The following is a 17,222-nucleotide window of genomic DNA, read 5'->3' as shown; positions in this document are numbered from 1 at the left end:
TGCGAGCGCTCGTCGTCGCGAGCGTCGGGACGACGACAGGCGCCGGGCGACAGCCGCGAGGATCGGGGCCGCCGCCCGGCGTCGACGCCGGGTTACGCGTCAGGCCAGCGCCTTGCCGAGCGCGAGCACATCGGCCAGCACGGACAGCACGCCGTTCGAGCCGATTTCCGTCGCGGCGGCGCCGGCGCTCGCCGGCCCGAGCGTGTAGAGCTGCATCGTGCCCACGTTCGTCGAGGTCGGCAGTTGTACCGCGGCCTGCGACTGCTGCTGCACGGCGTTCTCGAACAGCACGCTGAGCGAATGGCTCTGGGCCTGGTACAGCGAGCCCGTTGCCATCGCCGGCGCTTCACCCACCACCTTGACGTTGGTCTGCGTGACGGCGTCGGTGATCGCGGCATTGACCGCGCACGTCTTGCAGTTGCAGGGGTCTTTCGGATCCTTCGGATCCGTCGGGGCGCTTGTATCATTTGCCATCGAATTTCTCCTGGTTTGCGAACGGGCGCCGCATCGAATCGGCTCTACCCGTCCTGTCGTTTGCTCCGGAACACCGCGCGGCACCGCTGTTCAGGCGCCGGCGGACGTGCTGCGGTTCGGCGACGCGGCGGCACGGCGGATCGGCGGCCCGAGCCGCTTGCGCCGCCGCTCGACCACGGCGCGGCGACCGCGCGTTACGGGCGCATCGCCTTCCCGATCGCGATCACGTCGGCCAGAATGGAGATGATCCCGTTCGCGCCGATTTCCGTGGCGGCCGCCCCCGCGCTTTCCGGCCCGATCGTGTAGAGCTGCATCGTCCCCACGTTCGTCGACGTCTGCGACTGGATCGCGGCCTGCGACTGCTGCTGCACCGCGTTCTCGAACAGGATGCTGAGCGAGTGGCTCTGGGCCTGGTACAGCGAGCCCATCGCCATCGCCGGCGCCTCGGCAACCACCTTGACGTTGACCTGCGTGACGGCATCGGTAATCGCGGGATTGACCTGGCACACCTGACACGTATCACCCATTTTTTGCTCCTTGATTCACGTAGTTGAGAGGTCGCACATCGGGGCCGGCCGGTCTCGTGTCCAGCCGCCGGACTTCAGCCGCTCGACTTCAACCGCATGCCCGGTGTGCTACTCCATGGACGCTGGCCCGGGGGTATCGTGAACAGAAGCAGTGGCTGTGGCAGCAGCGGCCGGTTCGTGCATCTCGGCCGGACGGGCGCCGATGCGTTGCAGCCGCTCGTCGATCGCGTCGAGCCGCACGGCGAGCCGTTCGGCGAGCGAATCGACGTAGTGCCGGAAGCAGGCGTCGATTTCCTGCCGGATGAGGCCGGTCAGCTGTTCGCCGATCACCGCCAGCGCCTCGCGGGTGCTGTCCTGGATGTCGGCCGCAGCGGACGCCGGTGCGTCGTCCGGCGGCTCGTGCGCGTCGAGTACGCCGGACACCTTCTGCTGTTCCGACGCCAGCATGCCGAGGGTCGTCTCGTTCTGCGCGTCGATCGTCTGCAGGATGCCGCGCATCTTCTCGTACGCCTTCTGCTGGTTGAGCTGCAGAAAATGCTTGACCTGCTCGCGCGCCTCCTGCCGGGTTTTCAAGCGCGGCAATGGCGGGTTCGCGGCGCTCGCCTGCGTGGCCGTGCCGGCCGCGCCGGCCGCCGGGGCCGGCTGGGCCGCGTGACGACCCGGCAGCCGCTCGAGCAGCGCCCGTTCTTCAGCCGGCTCGAGCGGCCGTCCCAATCGTTTCTCCGCGAACTGCCGCAGCAACGGGTCGAGTGCGTCGTCGCTCATGGCTCACGCCTCCTCGAAGTCGGCCCGCGGCGCCGGTGCGTGCGGTTCGGGTACGGATGGACGCGGCGCAGGGGCGCCAGCGCCGGCGTACTGCAATGGATATCGCATGGTGTTCTCCGGGAAATGGACAGACGGCGGCCCCGCCGGAAATTTCGGCGGGACCGCTGCAGGGACGAACCGTGCGACGGGTCTGTGAAATCGGTTGTCGCCGTGCGTCGCGCCTACGCCGGCGGACAATGCGCAGGCAAGCCGTGCCGCCGCGCATGCCGGCCGATACCGTTGCGCTGCGTTCGCCCGCCGCCCGGTGCGTGGTCTCTTTCATTGAGATCGACCTGCGCCACGATCATGTTCCGCCGAATTCGATCTCCAACCTGTTTTTTGCCATCCTAAGTAATCTGGCCGTTCTTGTTTCGCAAGCGGCCTTTCAGCGATTCCTCTGCGAGGGCCGCTCGATCGCTCAGTGCGTAGAACGCCAGCATGCTGACGAGCATCGCAAAGGCCACGCCGCTCGTATCCCAACGCAGCCCCACGCTGAACGCGATTGCCCTGATCGCGGTCATGCCGAGCGCCATGACGAGCAACATCCCCGCGAATTCGAGCGCGACCCGCACCGGCGCCCTGACGAGCACGCGTACCGGGCCGCGTCGATGCCCGTCCTTGCGGTCGGCTTCGCGCCGAATCAACAGCACCAGCATGGCCAGCATCGACATCGGGAACCACTGGAGATGGAGCACCAGCATGTTCCACATGGCACCGGTATCGAGCGTGCCGCCGCAGATGTCGAGAATGGCCTCGAGGGGCGCCCGCATCGCATCGAGCGTCAGTCCCGCGCAGATGGCAGCCATGCACCAGAGCATCGACCGGCGCGCGCACCTGCCCGGCGATCCGCCTCTCGTCGAGTACCCCGCCACGCCGCAGGCAAGCGCACCGATGCCGTTCCATATCCAGCTGGAAGGGGCACCATGCAGCCTCGTCGGCAAGTCACACGCCAGGTAGCCGAGGGTCGCGAACGCCAGCGCGCCGCGCACGCGTTCGGGCATCGGGAGCATGGACGTTCGCGCGGGCCCGGCCTCCACGCATGCGCGGATCGCGCCCGTCACCGTCGCCGGACGCCTGGCCGGGTCGGCCGGCGGAGCACTCCGGGCAGTCATGGCCGTTCAGACGGGATCTCGCATGACCGCGTACCACGAGCACACCACCCCGGCCGGCGCGACGCCGCCGTTGCCGCTCGCATGCGGAACCGTCCGGACGATCGAACCGGTCAGCGCCGGACGCTGGTTGATGCCGTTGGGCCAGGGCGCGCTCACGTACCCGACATAGTCGTAGACCCACTCCTCGCCGCTGACCACGCCGCGCCCCTGGAAGCGGACGGTGCCGGGATTCCCGTAGCTGATCCAGCCGTTGAGCTGCAGCTCCCATCCCGGGCCGAAAATGCGCCCCTTGAAAATGCCCGCCGGTGCCTGCGCGATCTCGATCGTGCCGAGGCCGAATTCCAGGTCGTTGAATGCGGTGGCCGGATCGGGATCGTTCAGGAAACTGCGATAGGTCCACTGGCCCACCAGGCTGCCGGTTTCGGGTGTGTAGCTCATGCGCGCGCCTCCCCTTCATGTCCGTGTCGTCGAAATACCGAAGTGAACCGGCGCCACGCGATGGCGCCGGTTCGTCACGCGCCGTCGTTACCGGACCTCGAGCCGGAACAGTTTCGGCGCGGCCTGCGGAGCCGCACCGGCGACGGCTTGCGAAGCGGGCGGCGAAGCCGGTTGTGTCTGCAGGCGTACGCCTTCGCGCGTATGGATCTCGACGTCGTACTGGGCCCCCTCCACCGCACTCACCGAGAACTGGTCCAGCGGAAAGAACGCCTTCACTTCGAGGTGCGTCTGGCAGTTCGCGCAGTACTGCACGCTCCAGCGGCTCAGCACGGCCTCCGTGCCGAGCAGGTGCCGCTCGCCGTCCACGTTGACGTACGCGGAGACCAGGAACGACCCCGCGATCGGCGCACGATTCAGCCCGGACACGCGCACGACCTTGCTGCTGTTGCCGGCCGGCACGGTCGTCGCCGCCAGCGAGAGCTTCGGCAGGTCTTCCAGCGAACCGGGGCCGTACGTGTACCCGAGTTGCTCCTCGATGTTGATGCAGTCGAGCGACGTATAGGCGCGCTCCTTGCCGTTCTCGCTCTTCTTGAACGGATCGAGCGGCGACGAGAGCGTGAGCCACGAGTTGGGCACCGTGCCCGGCGTCGGCCCCTGCGCGTCGACCGAGTTGGTGCCCGGATACTCGGCGATGACGTCGAGGTGCTGCGTGAAGCCGTGCCGCTTCTGCCACAGCCAGAACACGCGATCGATGAAGCAGTGATGGAAATAGAAGATCGGGTCGAGGCCCGCCGTGTCGTTTTCGCCCATGTCGCCGTTGGCGCCCGGAATCGGCGAGAAGTCGCCCTTGTTCGGGCCGTGCGGCACGTCGAACCCGCCGACCGCCAGGTGAATCTTGTTGTGCGGCGACTCGAGCGGGACGACGGGAATCGCGCCTTCCGGCAGATTCTCGTTCCACTGGGCCGCGGACGTCGTGTTGGAAAACACCGTGTAGTTCGGCGCGTCCAGGCACTGCTCGAACTTGCGCTTCACGTTGGTCGGCACCACGTTGCCCTTCACGACGATGTAGGACGTGAGCCAGTCCACGATGTTCCGGTTCAGCAACACCACGTTCTCCTTGGCATCCTTGAACCTGGCGTTGTGCTTCTCGGTCGCGGCCCGGTCCTTGTCGGTACCCACGAGCCCCGACAGCGGGTAGCGAACCGTGACGTACGGCAGCGGCTTGCTGTAGTTCGGATCGTCGCCGTTGATGTTGTCGGTGATCGCCCGGTTGAACGTGAAGGAGGCCAGCGGATTCGGAATCTTTTCGCCGTCGAGCTCGAAATCCGGGTCGGTCAGTGCCCACGGGATGCCTTTCGTCAGCGACTCTTCGCTGGTTTCGTCCCAGAACGGCAGCATCACCTGCTCGCAACCGGGGATGCTCTGCAGCGCCTGTTCCAGCCGCAGCAGGTACGCACGGTGCCAGGTGGGGAACAGCACGTTTCCGTGGTTGCAATAACCGCCCCAGTAAGACGCCGAGCCCCAGCCGGCGCCGCGGAACGGCTCGCCGTGGAAGCCGCCGATCATGAAGAACGAGTTCGGATCGTCGGGCGGCAATGCCTTGATGCCTTTCCATGCGCGCATCAGGTCTTCCAGCGGCTTTTTGTTGCCTTTCCGATATTCGACTTGCAACGATTCGATCGACGGACGAACTCTGACTCCAGATGCGTTATTCATGATATATCCAGCCTCCTTCGTGGGTGGCATTAGGGGGTTTGGCCGCCAGGTTTTGAACGTAAGCAGGTAGTTAATAAAACATTTAAACTCGCGCTCAATCGAATTCGTTTTATTCAAATAGCATGTGGCATTTTGAAAGCATTAATCGGCGGGCCATGGGCGGGCCCGCGTGGTCACCTGATCGCCTCCATGGGCGCGGACACGCGCAACAGGCGTAGCACGCCCTCGGGAAAGGGGCTCCGCCTTCAGATCGTAGGGATGCTGTAGTGAATCGATGTCACTTCGTCAGGCACCAATACCCGACAAAGTGACCGTGATACCCCGTTAGCGTTTTATCCTGATTTGGTATGTGTAAATAAAGCAGATGGAATTGGTTTTAGCAAGGACAAGGCGACCTGGATTCTCAAAAAAATCCGGAGGCGAAAGTGATGATTGGCCCTTTTAATTTTCTTAAATAATCGAATGCATTTACGACGCGATAGTAAAAAGCAGAATCGGGATAATCACAGGTACGTGACGATGTTGACGAATACCATCGATCGACGGGCACCTTACGGTTGTCAGTTGCCACGCATGCGACTGAAAGCTCGCGGAGAACGGGCAAGGTTGCATCACGGCATCTGGATGACCCTATCCCGAGCCGGTAGCGTCACGGCCATTCGACGCGCCCCCTGCCTCCTGCGCCCCCTGCCCCCGACAATTCTTGACTGTGTCCACGCCACCGAACTGGTAGGATGCCGGTCGCCTCGGCATGGATGGCAGCCAAAGGGCGTTCAACCGTCCCTTTTTATGCCCGCCAGCGGCCAACCCCGCCGGCCCGCCCGGGCACGGTGCCCGGCCGCACCCCAGCCCCCGTCGAACCCCGCAACACCCCGGCGTCGCCTCACCCGACCCGTTGCAGCAACCGTTGGAGTGGCGCCTCGCGCGCCAGCAAGCATGAAGAACTCGAAGCCGCCCACCCGCCTCCCGCGCGAGAAAGACCGCACGCCGCTGGTACGCGCCGGCGCGCTGCTGTTGATGGCCGGCCTGCTGTACCTGCTGTGGCCGTCGGCCGAAACCGCCTACCTTGCGATGGAGTCCGTCATCCGCTGAGACGGCACGTCCGTCCCCGCACTACGCTATACTCGCGCAATGGAAACCCGACCCGCCTCGCCGAACGTGCATTGCTGGTGGCGCGCCTGACCCAGGCGGCCCGTTTCCTTTTTGCATGTCCCAAACGTGATGCCGCCAGCCATGGCGGCATTTGCGTTTCTGCGCAGACGTCATGGCTGGCGGCTTCGATAACCCGGAGCAACGACCAACATGACCCACCCGACCCGACCGACCATCCTCACCGGCGACCGCACGACCGGCCCGCTGCACCTCGGCCACTACATCGGCTCGCTGCGCGCGCGCGTGCAGATGCAGCACGAAGCGAAGCAGTTCCTGCTGCTCGCCGACACGCAGGCGCTGACCGACAACATGGGCCGCCGCCAGCGCGTCACCGAGAACGTGATCGAAGTCGCGCTCGACTATCTCGCCGTCGGCATCGATCCGGCAATCTCGACGATCGTCGTGCAGTCGCAGGTGCCCGAACTCGCCGAGCTGTCGCAATACCTGCTCAACCTCGTCACGGTCGCGCGCCTCGAACGCAACCCGACCATCAAGGAAGAGATCCGCCTGCGCGGTTTCGAGCGCGACATCCCGGCCGGCTTCCTGACCTACCCGGTGAGCCAGGCGGCCGACATCACCGCGTTCAAGGCGACGCACGTGCCGGTCGGCGACGACCAGCTGCCGATGATCGAGCAGACCAACGAACTCGTGCGCCGCTTCAACGCGACGGTCGACCAGCCCGTGCTGGTCGAATGCGAGGCCGTGCTGTCGGCGGTCACGCGGCTGCCGGGGATCGACGGCAAGGCGAAGATGAGCAAGTCGCTCGGCAACGCGATCACGCTCGGCTCGACGCCGGACGAGATCACGCAGGCCGTGAAGGACATGTACACGGACCCGAACCACCTGCGCGTGAGCGATCCCGGCCAGGTCGAGGGCAACGTCGTGTTCACGTTCCTCGATGCGTTCGAGTCCGACGTGCAGAAGGTCGACGAGTTGAAGGCGCACTACCGTCGCGGCGGGCTCGGCGACAGCGTCGTCAAGCGCGTGCTGAACGAGCGGCTGCAGGCGCTGATCGAGCCGATCCGCGCGCGCCGCCGCGAATTCGAGGCCGACAAGGCCGAGGTGATGGCGATCCTGAAGCGCGGCACGATGCACGCGCGGGACGTGGCCGGCGCGACGCTCGCGGAGGTGAAGGGGGCGATGGGATTGAACTACTTCGATTGAGCGGTGCAGGCAGCGCATGCGTGAACGCGCGCCGCGCGCCGGACAGTATCGGGCCGGCGCGTGGCGATCACCCCATCAGGTGCGCGTGCGTGCGTCGCTGCAACCGCCTCTCGTCACGATGCGTGCGCCGGCACGGACGCGTGGCACACCGCCTCGACCCGGTTGCCGGCCGGGTCGACGAGAAACGCCCCGTAGTAGTCGCCGTGATAATGCGGCCGCAAGCCGGGCTCACCGTCGGACTGCCCGCCCGTCGCGAGGCCGGCCTCGAAAAACGCGTCCACCTGTGCGCGGCTCGCGGCCTTGAAGCACCAGTGCCGCTTGCTCACGCCGATTTCGGCGGGATCCAGGTAGATCGCGAGAAAGGTCGATGCGGTGTCGTTCGCATTGCAGCGTTCGCCGTAGCCGAGTGCGGTGCCCCGGTCATAGACCCTGGCCGCGCCCAGCGCGGCCATGATGGCATCGTAGAACGGGCGCGCCAGTTCGATATCCGGCACGCTGATTGACACATGATCAAGCAGTTGCATTGCATCTACTCCGTTGAAGGGCACACGAGTCTACATGAGCGCGACAATTCGCGCCGAAGCCACGCTGCCGCTCGTGGGCGATACCTGCACACGCGACGCTGTCACGCGTGATGTCGTTCATGGCGGTAGCGGGCCGTCCCTTGGTCCACTCCGCCGATGCCGCGCCCGCGCACCCCGTTATCGTTTCGCATGCGATCCACGGACGACGTCCTTCCGAGCACATTGGTGGAGCACTTCGAGGTCGGTGACCCGGTTTCTTGATTGGCTTCATTTCGGCGGTTCTCCTGTCCGCGAGCCTGGTCCTGGATAGGAGAACCGCGCGAATTCCCGCAGGAACCGTCGCCTTCGACCTGCAACTACTTTCGGAACCCCGCCCAATGTCAGCCGACGAATCGATACACACGTACCCGGGTGAAGCATCCACTTTCAATTGTGCGTGTTGTGGTAGCGAGACGAGGAGAATCACGGGCGAACTGCATCAAGACGATTCAGTGGCTGGCGTCTACTTCATCCAATGGGCACCCGGAACAGGCCGGACCATCCGCCGATCATCGGCCTCGTGTTGGGCGACTGGGGAGAAAGCGCCGGGCCCGCCGACCGCGTCCTGGTTTCATTGATCTATATTCCGCGCGAGGGAGGCGGTCCTGTCTCCGTCGTGAACGCCGCGGAACGGGGTGTCGATATTTCCGACCTGTTTGAATTCGCGCTTGCCCGGGAGCAGGTCATCGGTACGCCGCTGGCCCCGTTGGTGTTTCAGATGATCGATGCGCTCTGGATCACCGACCCTCGAATTGCAGACGTCAAGGCACTGGACAACATCGTGTAGATCAACCTCGAGCGGCGCGGCGTCACTTCATCTGCATCAGTTGAATCAGGTTCCCGCAGGTATCGTCGACGATCGCGACGCGCACGGGCCCCGCGTCCATCGGCTCCAGCGTGAAATGGACGTCGAGATCCCTGAGCCGCGCGAATTCCGCATCGAGATCGTCGACCTGGAACGATGCCGCCGGAATGCCGTCCTCGTACAGCGCCTGCTTGTAAGGCCCGACCGCCCGATGGTTGCTCGGCTCGAGCAGCAGTTCGGTGCCGTCCGGCTGGTCCTTCGACACCACGGTCAGCCAGCGGTACCCGCCCACGGGCACGTTGTTCTTCAGCTTGAAACCGAGCTTGTCGGTATAGAACGTCAATGCCTTGTCCTGGTCGTCGACAAAAATACTCGTCACGTAGATTCGCATTTCAACCTCCCTGAAATAGCAGCCGTCGCCGCCGCTATTCTTCGTCGAAATCGATGACAAACGCATAACCGCCGTCGATCAGCTGGCGCAGGTAACCGTCGAAGTCGTCGGCGATCACCGCATAGCTGTCGGGATCGTGCAGGAAGCGCACGACCTGCCCGACCTTGCCGCCCGCCGCCGGCTCGAAGTCGATGTAGAGCTGCGACGTGCCGCCGTTGTTCATGCAATGCGAGAAGCACAGCCGCCGGCCCATCGGCAGCGCGATGTCGATGCGCGGGTCGACGAGTTCACCGTCGTCGTTCGCGTCGTCGCCGTAGATCTCGGCGATGCTGTCGCGGTACTTCGCCCCTTCCTCGAGCATCTGCGCGGCCGACAGCAGGTAATACGGGTATTCGTGGACGTCGGAGCCCAGCACCAGCACGTTGACCGTCGTGCCGCCGTAGTCGCGCCAGTAGGTGCCGTCGAGCTTGCCGAGCAGTTCGAGCAGGCTGGCCGGGCACTGCGGATACGCGGCACGCAGCGCGTCGAGCTGCTCGGGCGTCGCGCCCGTGGCGGCGGCGAGCGCCGCGTTGTCGGTGTCGGGCAGCACGGCACGCAGGCCGGCGAGATAGGTGTCGACGAGGGTCATTGCGTCAGATCCGAGGAACAGGCCAGCGCCATTCTAGCGCCCGACACGGCCCGCCCCCTTCCGCGCACTCACCTACGTGATCTGATACGTCGACGCCGGCACGAATTCCTCCGGCAGCGGGCGATCGCCCAGTTCGAGCACCGACCGTTCGATCGTGCGTGCCATCGCATCGAGCGCCAGCGCGTTCGGCGCGAGGCCGAACGGCTCGGCCACCTCGTTCGCGATCGCCTCGAGTGCGATCAGCGTGTACGCGATGAACACGCAGATCAGCGGCGTGAAGAATTCCGTCGAATCGACGAGGCCGAACGGCAGCAGCACGCAATACGCATACACGGTGCGATGCAGCAGCACGCTGTACGAGAACGGGATCGGCGTCGACAGGATGCGCTCGCAACCGCCGACCGATTTGCCGAGCTCGTCGAGTTGCGCCTCGAACATCCAGCAGGTCGCGTCGCTGCCGGGCGCGCGGCCCAGCGCGCGGACGATGCTGCCGCGCAACTCGTCGAGGATCGCCACGGGCTTGAAACACTTGCCCGCGAGCGCGGCGGTGCGTTCCGCACCGAGGATCCGCTGCAGGTCCTGTGTCGGATCGGTATGACGCAGCTGATGCTTCAGCGCATAGGTGAACGCGATCAGCAGGTCGGCAAGCCGGTCGCGCTCGGCGTCGCCGACGCTGTCGGGCAGGTAGCGATTCAGTTGCGACGTCAGCGCGCGCGCCGCGATCAGCAGGTTGCCCCACAGATGCCGCGCCTCCTTGAACCGCTCGAAGCTCGCGTTGTTGCGAAACGCGAGGAAGATCGCGAGCGCCAGCCCGAACAGCGTGAACGGCGCGGTATTGAGGGGAATCTTCTCGCCGAAGATGCGCCCGTTCGTGAAGACCGCCAGCGTGCTGACGATCGCCATGAACACGAGCTGCGGAATGATCGATTGCAGCACGGAGCCGTTCCAGACGAACAGCATCCTGAGCCAGTTTTGTCGTGGTCGGACGATCATGGTGTTTTCTCGACTGCCAGGGAAATACGCGATACGGCACGCCGGCGCCCGATGCGCAGCGGCCCGCGCGTGGCGGGCCGCTGTCGGGTGGATGCCGGGCCGGGCGTCGTGCTGCGCGAGATGATACGCCCGCGCGCGCCGCGCCCGTCACATCATGCGGCGCTCAGTGATAACCGACGTCGCCCTCGCGCACCTTGCCGCGGAACACGCGGTACTGCATCGCGTTGTACACGAGGATGATCGGCAGCACGATCACGGTGCCGATCAGCGCGAACTTCTGGCTCGAATGGCTCGACGATGCGTCCCAGATCGACAGCGACGGGGGCACGATGTTCGGCCAGATGCTGATCACGAGCCCCGTGTAGCCGAGGAACACGAGCGCGAGCGTGAGCAGGAACGGCGTGGCCTCGTGCGCGCGCTTCACCGAGTGGAAGATGCCCCACACGCATGCAACGACGAGGATCGGCACCGGCAGGAACCAGCCCAGGTTGCCGCTGCCGAACCAGCGGTGCGCGACGGCCGGCAGCCCGATCACGGTCCACAGGCTGACCACGCCCATCACGGCGAGCAGCACGCCCGCGAGCGGCTTCATCAGCAGCCGCATCTTGCGCTGCAACTCGCCGTCGACCTTCAGGATCAGCCAGCCGCAGCCGAGCGTCGCATACGTGACGAGCACGCCGATCCCGCACATCAGGCTGAACGGCGACAGCCAGTCGAACGGGCCGCCCGCGAACTGGTTGTTCACGATCTTGATCCCCTGCAGCAGCGAACCGAGCACGATCCCCTGGCAGAACGCCGCGAGCGCGGAGCCGCCGATGAACGCGAGATCCCACATGTGTTGCGTGCGGGTGGCCTTCGCGCGCAGCTCGAACGCCGCGCCGCGAAAGATCAGCCCGACCAGCATCAGGACCAGCGGCAGGTAGTTCGCGGGCAGCAGCGTCGAATAGACGACCGGGAACGCGCCATAGAGCCCCGCGCCGCCGAGCACCAGGAACGTCTCGTTGCCGTCCCACACCGGCGCGACGGTGTCGAGCATCACCTGGCGCTCGGCCTTCGCATCGAAGAACGGAAACAGCAGGCCGATGCCGAGATCGAAGCCGTCCAGCATCACGTAGATGAATACACCGAGGCCGATGATCGCGGCCCACACGACAGGAAGATCGATTTGCATGGCTTACTCCGCTTCGGTCACGTTCAGCGGCGTGGACAGCGCACTCTTGCGCAGCCCCGGATGCCGGTGCAGCTCGATATACCCGGCCTGGGCAGCCGGCCCGCGCTTCATCAGTTTCATCATGTAGTAGATACCTGTTCCGAATACCAGGAAGTACACGACCACGAAGACCAGCAGCGACACGCCGACCTGCTGAGCGTTGAGCGGGGAGACGGAATCGACGGTGCGCAGCACGCCGTACACGGTCCACGGCTGCCGCCCGACCTCGGTCGTGATCCAGCCGGCCAGCAGCGCGACGATGCCGGAAGGCCCCATGCAGACCACGAACCACTGGAACCAGCGCGTTTCATAGAGGCGCCCGCCCTTTCTCAGCAGCAACCCGAGCAGCGCGGTGAGCAGCATCAGCATCCCGAGGCCGGCCATGATCCGGAACGTCCAGAAGATGATCGGCGAGTACGGTCGGTCCTGCGGCGGGAATTCCTTCAGCCCGCGAATCTCGCCGTCCCAGCTGTGCGTGAGGATCAGGCTGCCGAGGTGCGGCACCTGGATCGCATAGCGCGTGGTTTCGGCCTGCATGTCGGGCAGCCCGACGAGGTTCAGCGCCGTGCCGCCCTTCTCGGTTTCCCACAGCCCTTCGATCGCCGCGATCTTCGCCGGCTGGTATTCGCGCGTGTTCAGCCCGTGCGCGTCGCCGACGACGATCTGGATCGGCGCAAGCACCAGCAGCATCCACAGCGCCATCGAGAAGCTGCGCTTCACCGGCTCGTCGCGGCGCCCCTTCAGCAGGTGCCACGCGCCGCACGCGGCGACGATGAAGCCCGCGACGATGAACGCCGCAATCGTCATGTGCACGAGACGGTAAGGGAACGACGGGTTGAACACGACCTTGAACCAGTCGACCGGCACGACGAGGCCGTTCTCGATCTTGTAGCCCTGCGGCGTCTGCATGAAGCTGTTCGACGCGAGAATCCAGAACGTCGAGATCAGCGTGCCGACCGCGACCATCAGCGTCGCGAAGAAGTGGGCGCGCGGGCTCACGCGCTGCCAGCCGAACAGCATCACGCCGAGGAAGCCGGCTTCGAGGAAGAACGCCGTCAGCACTTCATAGGTGAGCAGCGGGCCCGTGATGTTGCCCGCGACGCGCGAGAAGCCGGCCCAGTTCGTGCCGAATTCGTACGCCATCACGACGCCGGAGACCACGCCCATCCCGAAGCCGATCGCAAAGATCTTCGACCAGAACTGGAACATGGATTTGTAGGCGGCGTCGCCGGTGACGAGATAGCGCCATTCCAGCACCGCCAGGAAGCTCGCCATACCGATGCTGATCGCGGGAAACACGATGTGGAACGACACCGTGAATGCGAATTGCAATCGTGCGAGATGGAACGCATCGAAGATTTCCATGACCGTAATTTGCTCGTGTTTGTGAGGACGTCCGCCCGAAGCAGGAAATCGCGCGACGGCTTGCCGAAGACACATGCGAATACAAGACGGTCACTCGCATGGCGTCGGAGCGTGAATGACGATATCGCGTTTGCAACGATACTCGCAATCGTTCGAACGTGCGCTGAAACTGTGCTGCTTCCGTTGCCGAAGATGTGTGTACGGAAAACACATTTCGCGCCGGCGGGACGTTCAGCTGTACTGCTTTCCGCACTGCGGCGCTGTACATCGGGCGCACTGTTCATCCCCGTTAACATCCGATGCAACGCCTGCCCGCGGCCACGGCGCGCCTCTCGGCCGCGCCCGCCCGGCAGCCCCGATTCCCCTGGTCCGGCGCACGCGCCCGACCCGGCCGGCCCGCCGGCCGATCCGCCTGGAGAAACCGCATGGAGTCCTGCATCCGCCGCGACGAGCCGACCGGCAGCACCGCGTGTCATGTGACACGTCACCGTGCCGGCGAAGTGCGCGACACCGTCGATCGCGTCGTCGACGAAACGCCGGTTGCACTCGTGGTCAACGGTATTGCACACACGGTCATGATGGCGACCCCGATCGACCTCGACGCGTTCGGCCTCGGCTTCGTGCTCAGCGAAGGCATCGTCGAGCGTGCGTCGGACGTGTTCGACATCGAGAGCGAATGCCGGCCCGGCAGCGCCGAAGTGCGCCTGACCGTGTCGCAGCAGGCGTTCATGGCGCTGAAGGCGCACCGACGCGCGCTGGCCGGCCGCACCGGCTGCGGTGTCTGCGGGATCGAAAGCATCGCGCAGCTCGACCTGCACCCGCCGCGCATCGCCGCCGCCGGTACGGCCGCCGGCATCGGCGCCAACGCGATCGCACGCGCCGCGCGCACGCTGCCGGCCCATCAGACGCTGATGCGCGAAACCGGCGGCATCCACGCGGCCGCATGGTGCGACCGGGACGGCGCCGTGCTCGACGTGTTCGAGGACGTCGGCCGCCACAACGCGCTAGACAAGCTGATCGGCCGGCTCGCCCGGCGCCGCGCCGACCTGCACGACGGCTTCGTGTTCCTGTCGAGCCGCGCGAGCTACGAACTGGTGCGCAAGGCCGCGCGGGTCGGCATCCCGATGATCGCGACGATCTCGGCGCCGACGTCGCTCGCGATCGACGTCGCCCGCGAAGCCGGCGTGCGGCTGCTCGGCTTCTGCCGCAACGACGGCTTCGTCGAGTACGTGTCGCCCGACGCCGTTCACCCCGACCAACCGGCGCTTGCGCAAGCACACCCGGACTTCTCCTGATGAAACCACTGACCGATTTCGATACCGCGCAGCAGCATTTCGCGAGCGCGTTCGCGCCGCTCGGGGCCACCCTGTCCGTCCCGGTCGCCGAAGCGGCAGGCCACGTGCTGGCCGCGCCGCTCGCCGCCGGGCTCGACCAGCCGCCGGCCGACCAGAGCGCGATGGACGGCTACGCCGTGCGTCACGCGGATCTCGCACTCGGTGAGCCGCTGCACGTCGCGCAGCGCTGTTATGCGGGCGACATGCCGGCGCCGCTGGCCCCGCGCACGGCCGCGCGCCTCTTCACCGGCAGCCTGATTCCGCCCGGCGCGGACACCGTCGTGATGCAGGAGCATGCGCACGAGCAGGACGGCCGGGTCGCGTTCGACGCGCCGCAGCGCCGCGGTTCGCACATCCGCCGCCGGGGCGAGGAAGTGCGCGCCGGTGACCTCCTCGTGCCGGCCGGCGTGCGCATGAGTGCGATGCATGTCGGCGTGGCCGCCGCGCAAGGGTTCGCGCGTATCGACGTGCGTCCGGCGCTGCGCGTCGGCATCCTGACAACCGGCGACGAACTCGTCGCGTGCGGCGAGCCGCGTGCGCCGCAACAGATTTACAACAGCAATGCGCCGATGCTCGGCGCGCTGGTCTCGGGCACCGGCGCCGAAGTCGCGATGAGCGTGCATGCCGCCGATACCGCATCCGCCGTCGATCGCGCGCTACGCGATCTGCACGCGGGCTGCGACCTGGTGATCTGCGTCGGCGGCGCGTCGGTCGGCGACAAGGATCTGCTGCGCCCCACGCTCGACGCGCTCGGCGCATCGTTCATCGTCGCTGGCGTGCGCATGAAGCCGGGCAAGCCGGTTGCACTCGCGCGGCTCGACACGCGGCCGGTGGTGCTGCTGCCCGGCAACCCCGGCGCGGCGATGACCGCGTTCGCGCTGTTCGTCGCGCCGCTGATCCGCCGCCTGCAGGGGCGCGCCGCACGCCTGCCGATCGTGCCGTCGCTGCCGATCGACGGCGACTTCGAACCGGACGCGCAGCGCGAGCGCTTCGTGCGCGTGCACTGCACGGTCGGCCTCGACGGCATGCCCGTCCTCGATACGCTGCGCCAGCAAGGCGCCGGCACGCTGCAGTCGCTCGTGCAGGCGAGCGGGCTGGCCCGTCTGCCGGCCGGGCGACGCATCGCGAACGGCGACGCGGTACCGTATTACGAATTCGCGCCGTGGCTCGCATGAGCGCGACGCCCGACTCGCGCCCGCTGCCGCTGCCGCGCATGCGCCGCGTGTCCCGCGCCGCGAACTGTATTCCTGCAATTCGGGCGCGATTGTGTCCCTGCCGGAAAAACCCGGCGGACTATCCTCACGATGAGGCTCGTCACGCGCCGTGCGCCGCCATTTCGGCATGCGCACGGCCGACCGGCGCCGCCCCTTCGCTTACTTCATGCAGGCCGACGAACCGATCGTGAATGCCATCGTTTCCGCCGCGCCGGCCGCCGCCGCAGCTTCCGGCGGCGCATCGCCCGGCGCCTTCCCCCGCCCGACCGACACGCTCGGCCGCCCGCTGCGCGACCTGCGCCTGTCCGTCATCGACCAGTGCAATTTCCGCTGCGGCTACTGCATGCCGCGCGAGAGCTTCGGCGCCGACTATGCGTTCATGCCGTCGTCCGAGCGGCTGTCGTTCACGCAACTGGAAAAGATCGCCCGCGCGTTCACGTCGCTCGGCGTCGAAAAAATCCGCATCACGGGCGGCGAGCCGCTGCTGCGCCGTAACCTCGAAGCGCTGATCGAACGCCTCGCCGCGCTGACGACCGTCGACGGCAAGCCCGTCGAAATCGCGCTGACGACCAACGGCTCGCTGCTGGCCGCGAAGGCGCGTTCGCTGCGCGACGCGGGCCTGTCGCGCGTGACCGTCAGCCTCGATGCGCTCGACGACGCGATGTTCCGCCGGATGAGCGACGCCGACGTGCCCGTGTCGCGCGTGCTGGCCGGCATCGAGGCCGCGCAGGCGGCCGGGCTCGCGCCGGTCAAGGTCAACGCGGTGATCGAGCGCGGTGTGAACGACGACCAGATCCTGCCGCTCGTGCGGCACTTCCGGCATACCGGCGTGGCCGTGCGTTTCATCGAATACATGGATGTCGGCGGCGCGAGCTTCTGGTCGGGCGACAAGGTCGTGCCGGCCGCGCAGATGCGCGCGCTGATCGATGCGCACTATCCGCTCGTGCTCGTCGGCGAACCGGCGCACGATGCGACCGGGATCCGTTGCGCGCACATCGACGGTGCAGGCGAGGTCGGCTTCATCGCGAGCGTGTCGCATCCGTTCTGCGGCACCTGTTCGCGCGCCCGCGTGTCGGCCGACGGCACACTCTATACGTGCCTGTTCGCGACGCAAGGCACCGACCTGCGGCCGTGGCTCGACGAAGCGGCGTCGAGCGCCGACCTCGCCGCCGCCGTGCGCGATCGCTGGACGCACCGCGACGATCGTTATTCCGAGCGCCGGGCCGCGCGGCCGGCCCGCGTGCCGGGCAAGACCTATCCGACCGTGCGCATGTCGCTCGTCGGCGGCTGAGGGCCGCCGCGCGACACCGCACGCGCCGCCAAATGGAGAAC

18 protein-coding genes are annotated in these 17,222 nt (G+C 66.4%); 6 read left to right on the top strand and 12 right to left on the bottom strand.

Annotated elements, in window-relative coordinates; translation table 11 throughout:
- Positions 1-99: 99 nt before the first annotated feature.
- The 6 genes from L810_RS08370 to L810_RS08345 all read right to left on the bottom strand — a co-directional run bounded on the left by L810_RS08370 (position 100) and on the right by L810_RS08345 (position 5,071).
- Complete coding sequence (locus L810_RS08370) at positions 100-474, bottom strand: RebB family R body protein (RefSeq protein ID WP_021157935.1); 375 nt, start codon at positions 472-474, stop codon at positions 100-102.
- Between the two features lie 194 nt (positions 475-668).
- Entirely contained in the window at positions 669-1,001 is a 333-nt protein-coding gene (locus tag L810_RS08365; protein WP_021157934.1) for a RebB family R body protein, read from the bottom strand.
- A 108-nt stretch (positions 1,002-1,109) separates the two neighbouring features.
- Positions 1,110-1,766, bottom strand: coding sequence for a hypothetical protein (locus tag L810_RS08360; RefSeq protein ID WP_021157933.1), 657 nt, complete (start codon positions 1,764-1,766; stop codon positions 1,110-1,112).
- 386 nt (positions 1,767-2,152) lie between these two features.
- On the bottom strand, positions 2,153-2,815 hold the full coding sequence (locus L810_RS08355) for a hypothetical protein (protein WP_155836144.1): 663 nt from the start codon (positions 2,813-2,815) through the stop codon (positions 2,153-2,155).
- A gap of 108 nt (positions 2,816-2,923) precedes the next feature.
- Positions 2,924-3,355, bottom strand: coding sequence for a hypothetical protein (locus tag L810_RS08350; protein WP_042973781.1), 432 nt, complete (start codon positions 3,353-3,355; stop codon positions 2,924-2,926).
- Positions 3,356-3,442: 87 nt separating this feature from the next.
- The gene (locus L810_RS08345; protein WP_021157928.1) at positions 3,443-5,071 is read right to left on the bottom strand and encodes a tyrosinase family protein; all 1,629 of its coding nucleotides are present in this window, start codon (positions 5,069-5,071) and stop codon (positions 3,443-3,445) included.
- 936 nt (positions 5,072-6,007) lie between these two features.
- Between L810_RS08345 and L810_RS48370 the strand changes: the two genes are divergently transcribed.
- Positions 6,008-6,163 (top strand): hypothetical protein, encoded by a 156-nt coding sequence (locus L810_RS48370; RefSeq protein WP_021157927.1) that lies wholly within the window; start codon positions 6,008-6,010, stop codon positions 6,161-6,163.
- A 210-nt stretch (positions 6,164-6,373) separates the two neighbouring features.
- Positions 6,374-7,387, top strand: a complete 1,014-nt coding sequence (gene trpS / locus L810_RS08340; RefSeq protein ID WP_021157926.1) for a tryptophan--tRNA ligase — start codon at positions 6,374-6,376, stop codon at positions 7,385-7,387.
- A gap of 113 nt (positions 7,388-7,500) precedes the next feature.
- On the opposite strand, the gene L810_RS08335 is transcribed toward trpS, so the two are convergent.
- Positions 7,501-7,911, bottom strand: coding sequence for a VOC family protein (locus L810_RS08335; RefSeq protein WP_021157925.1), 411 nt, complete (start codon positions 7,909-7,911; stop codon positions 7,501-7,503).
- A 514-nt stretch (positions 7,912-8,425) separates the two neighbouring features.
- Between L810_RS08335 and L810_RS08330 the strand changes: the two genes are divergently transcribed.
- Positions 8,426-8,737 carry a hypothetical protein gene (locus tag L810_RS08330; protein WP_042973779.1) on the top strand — a complete coding sequence of 104 codons (312 nt, stop codon included), beginning with the start codon at positions 8,426-8,428 and terminating at the stop codon, positions 8,735-8,737.
- 22 nt (positions 8,738-8,759) lie between these two features.
- On the opposite strand, the gene L810_RS08325 is transcribed toward L810_RS08330, so the two are convergent.
- The 5 genes from L810_RS08325 to L810_RS08305 form a co-directional block, all read right to left on the bottom strand.
- Positions 8,760-9,146: a VOC family protein gene (locus tag L810_RS08325; protein ID WP_021157923.1), complete on the bottom strand. Its 387-nt coding sequence runs from the start codon at positions 9,144-9,146 to the stop codon at positions 8,760-8,762.
- Between the two features lie 34 nt (positions 9,147-9,180).
- Positions 9,181-9,774: an SMI1/KNR4 family protein gene (locus L810_RS08320; protein WP_021157922.1), complete on the bottom strand. Its 594-nt coding sequence runs from the start codon at positions 9,772-9,774 to the stop codon at positions 9,181-9,183.
- 72 nt (positions 9,775-9,846) lie between these two features.
- Positions 9,847-10,767 (bottom strand): bestrophin family protein, encoded by a 921-nt coding sequence (locus L810_RS08315; RefSeq protein ID WP_021157921.1) that lies wholly within the window; start codon positions 10,765-10,767, stop codon positions 9,847-9,849.
- A 163-nt stretch (positions 10,768-10,930) separates the two neighbouring features.
- Positions 10,931-11,938, bottom strand: a complete 1,008-nt coding sequence (gene cydB / locus L810_RS08310) for a cytochrome d ubiquinol oxidase subunit II (protein WP_021157920.1) — start codon at positions 11,936-11,938, stop codon at positions 10,931-10,933.
- A 3-nt stretch (positions 11,939-11,941) separates the two neighbouring features.
- Entirely contained in the window at positions 11,942-13,342 is a 1,401-nt protein-coding gene (locus tag L810_RS08305; RefSeq protein WP_021157919.1) for a cytochrome ubiquinol oxidase subunit I, read from the bottom strand.
- Positions 13,343-13,767: 425 nt separating this feature from the next.
- Here L810_RS08305 and fdhD point away from each other — a divergent pair, with 425 nt between their 5' ends.
- From fdhD to moaA, 3 genes are all read left to right on the top strand, one after another.
- Positions 13,768-14,637: a formate dehydrogenase accessory sulfurtransferase FdhD gene (fdhD, locus tag L810_RS08300; protein WP_042973777.1), complete on the top strand. Its 870-nt coding sequence runs from the start codon at positions 13,768-13,770 to the stop codon at positions 14,635-14,637.
- Complete coding sequence (locus tag L810_RS08295; protein ID WP_021157916.1) at positions 14,637-15,851, top strand: molybdopterin molybdotransferase MoeA; 1,215 nt, start codon at positions 14,637-14,639, stop codon at positions 15,849-15,851. The genes fdhD and L810_RS08295 overlap by 1 nt, the downstream gene beginning before the upstream one ends.
- Positions 15,852-16,056: 205 nt before the next feature.
- Positions 16,057-17,181, top strand: coding sequence for a GTP 3',8-cyclase MoaA (gene moaA / locus L810_RS08290; RefSeq protein ID WP_042973807.1), 1,125 nt, complete (start codon positions 16,057-16,059; stop codon positions 17,179-17,181).
- Positions 17,182-17,222: the final 41 nt, after the last annotated feature.

This window comes from Burkholderia sp. AU4i, from assembly GCF_000466765.1.
Taxonomy (GTDB): domain Bacteria; phylum Pseudomonadota; class Gammaproteobacteria; order Burkholderiales; family Burkholderiaceae; genus Burkholderia; species Burkholderia cepacia.
The sequence above is the reverse complement of the archived record's forward strand: the minus strand, read 5'-3'. Positions and strand labels throughout refer to the sequence as shown.

Excerpts from the sequence above, each read along its gene's own strand:
- cydB (WP_021157920.1), bottom strand. The coding sequence starts at position 11,938 with ATGCAAATCGATCTTCCTGTCGTGTGGGCCGCGATCATCGGCCTCGGT.
- L810_RS08315 (WP_021157921.1), bottom strand. The coding sequence starts at position 10,767 with ATGATCGTCCGACCACGACAAAACTGGCTCAGGATGCTGTTCGTCTGG.
- L810_RS08330 (WP_042973779.1), top strand. The coding sequence starts at position 8,426 with ATGGGCACCCGGAACAGGCCGGACCATCCGCCGATCATCGGCCTCGTG.
- L810_RS08305 (WP_021157919.1), bottom strand. The coding sequence starts at position 13,342 with ATGGAAATCTTCGATGCGTTCCATCTCGCACGATTGCAATTCGCATTC.
- L810_RS08325 (WP_021157923.1), bottom strand. The coding sequence starts at position 9,146 with ATGCGAATCTACGTGACGAGTATTTTTGTCGACGACCAGGACAAGGCA.
- L810_RS48370 (WP_021157927.1), top strand. The coding sequence starts at position 6,008 with ATGAAGAACTCGAAGCCGCCCACCCGCCTCCCGCGCGAGAAAGACCGC.
- moaA (WP_042973807.1), top strand. The coding sequence starts at position 16,057 with ATGCAGGCCGACGAACCGATCGTGAATGCCATCGTTTCCGCCGCGCCG.
- L810_RS08370 (WP_021157935.1), bottom strand. The coding sequence starts at position 474 with ATGGCAAATGATACAAGCGCCCCGACGGATCCGAAGGATCCGAAAGAC.
- L810_RS08320 (WP_021157922.1), bottom strand. The coding sequence starts at position 9,774 with ATGACCCTCGTCGACACCTATCTCGCCGGCCTGCGTGCCGTGCTGCCC.
- L810_RS08355 (WP_155836144.1), bottom strand. The coding sequence starts at position 2,815 with ATGCTCCCGATGCCCGAACGCGTGCGCGGCGCGCTGGCGTTCGCGACC.
- L810_RS08295 (WP_021157916.1), top strand. The coding sequence starts at position 14,637 with ATGAAACCACTGACCGATTTCGATACCGCGCAGCAGCATTTCGCGAGC.
- L810_RS08360 (WP_021157933.1), bottom strand. The coding sequence starts at position 1,766 with ATGAGCGACGACGCACTCGACCCGTTGCTGCGGCAGTTCGCGGAGAAA.
- L810_RS08345 (WP_021157928.1), bottom strand. The coding sequence starts at position 5,071 with ATGAATAACGCATCTGGAGTCAGAGTTCGTCCGTCGATCGAATCGTTG.
- trpS (WP_021157926.1), top strand. The coding sequence starts at position 6,374 with ATGACCCACCCGACCCGACCGACCATCCTCACCGGCGACCGCACGACC.
- L810_RS08335 (WP_021157925.1), bottom strand. The coding sequence starts at position 7,911 with ATGCAACTGCTTGATCATGTGTCAATCAGCGTGCCGGATATCGAACTG.
- L810_RS08350 (WP_042973781.1), bottom strand. The coding sequence starts at position 3,355 with ATGAGCTACACACCCGAAACCGGCAGCCTGGTGGGCCAGTGGACCTAT.
- fdhD (WP_042973777.1), top strand. The coding sequence starts at position 13,768 with ATGGAGTCCTGCATCCGCCGCGACGAGCCGACCGGCAGCACCGCGTGT.
- L810_RS08365 (WP_021157934.1), bottom strand. The coding sequence starts at position 1,001 with ATGGGTGATACGTGTCAGGTGTGCCAGGTCAATCCCGCGATTACCGAT.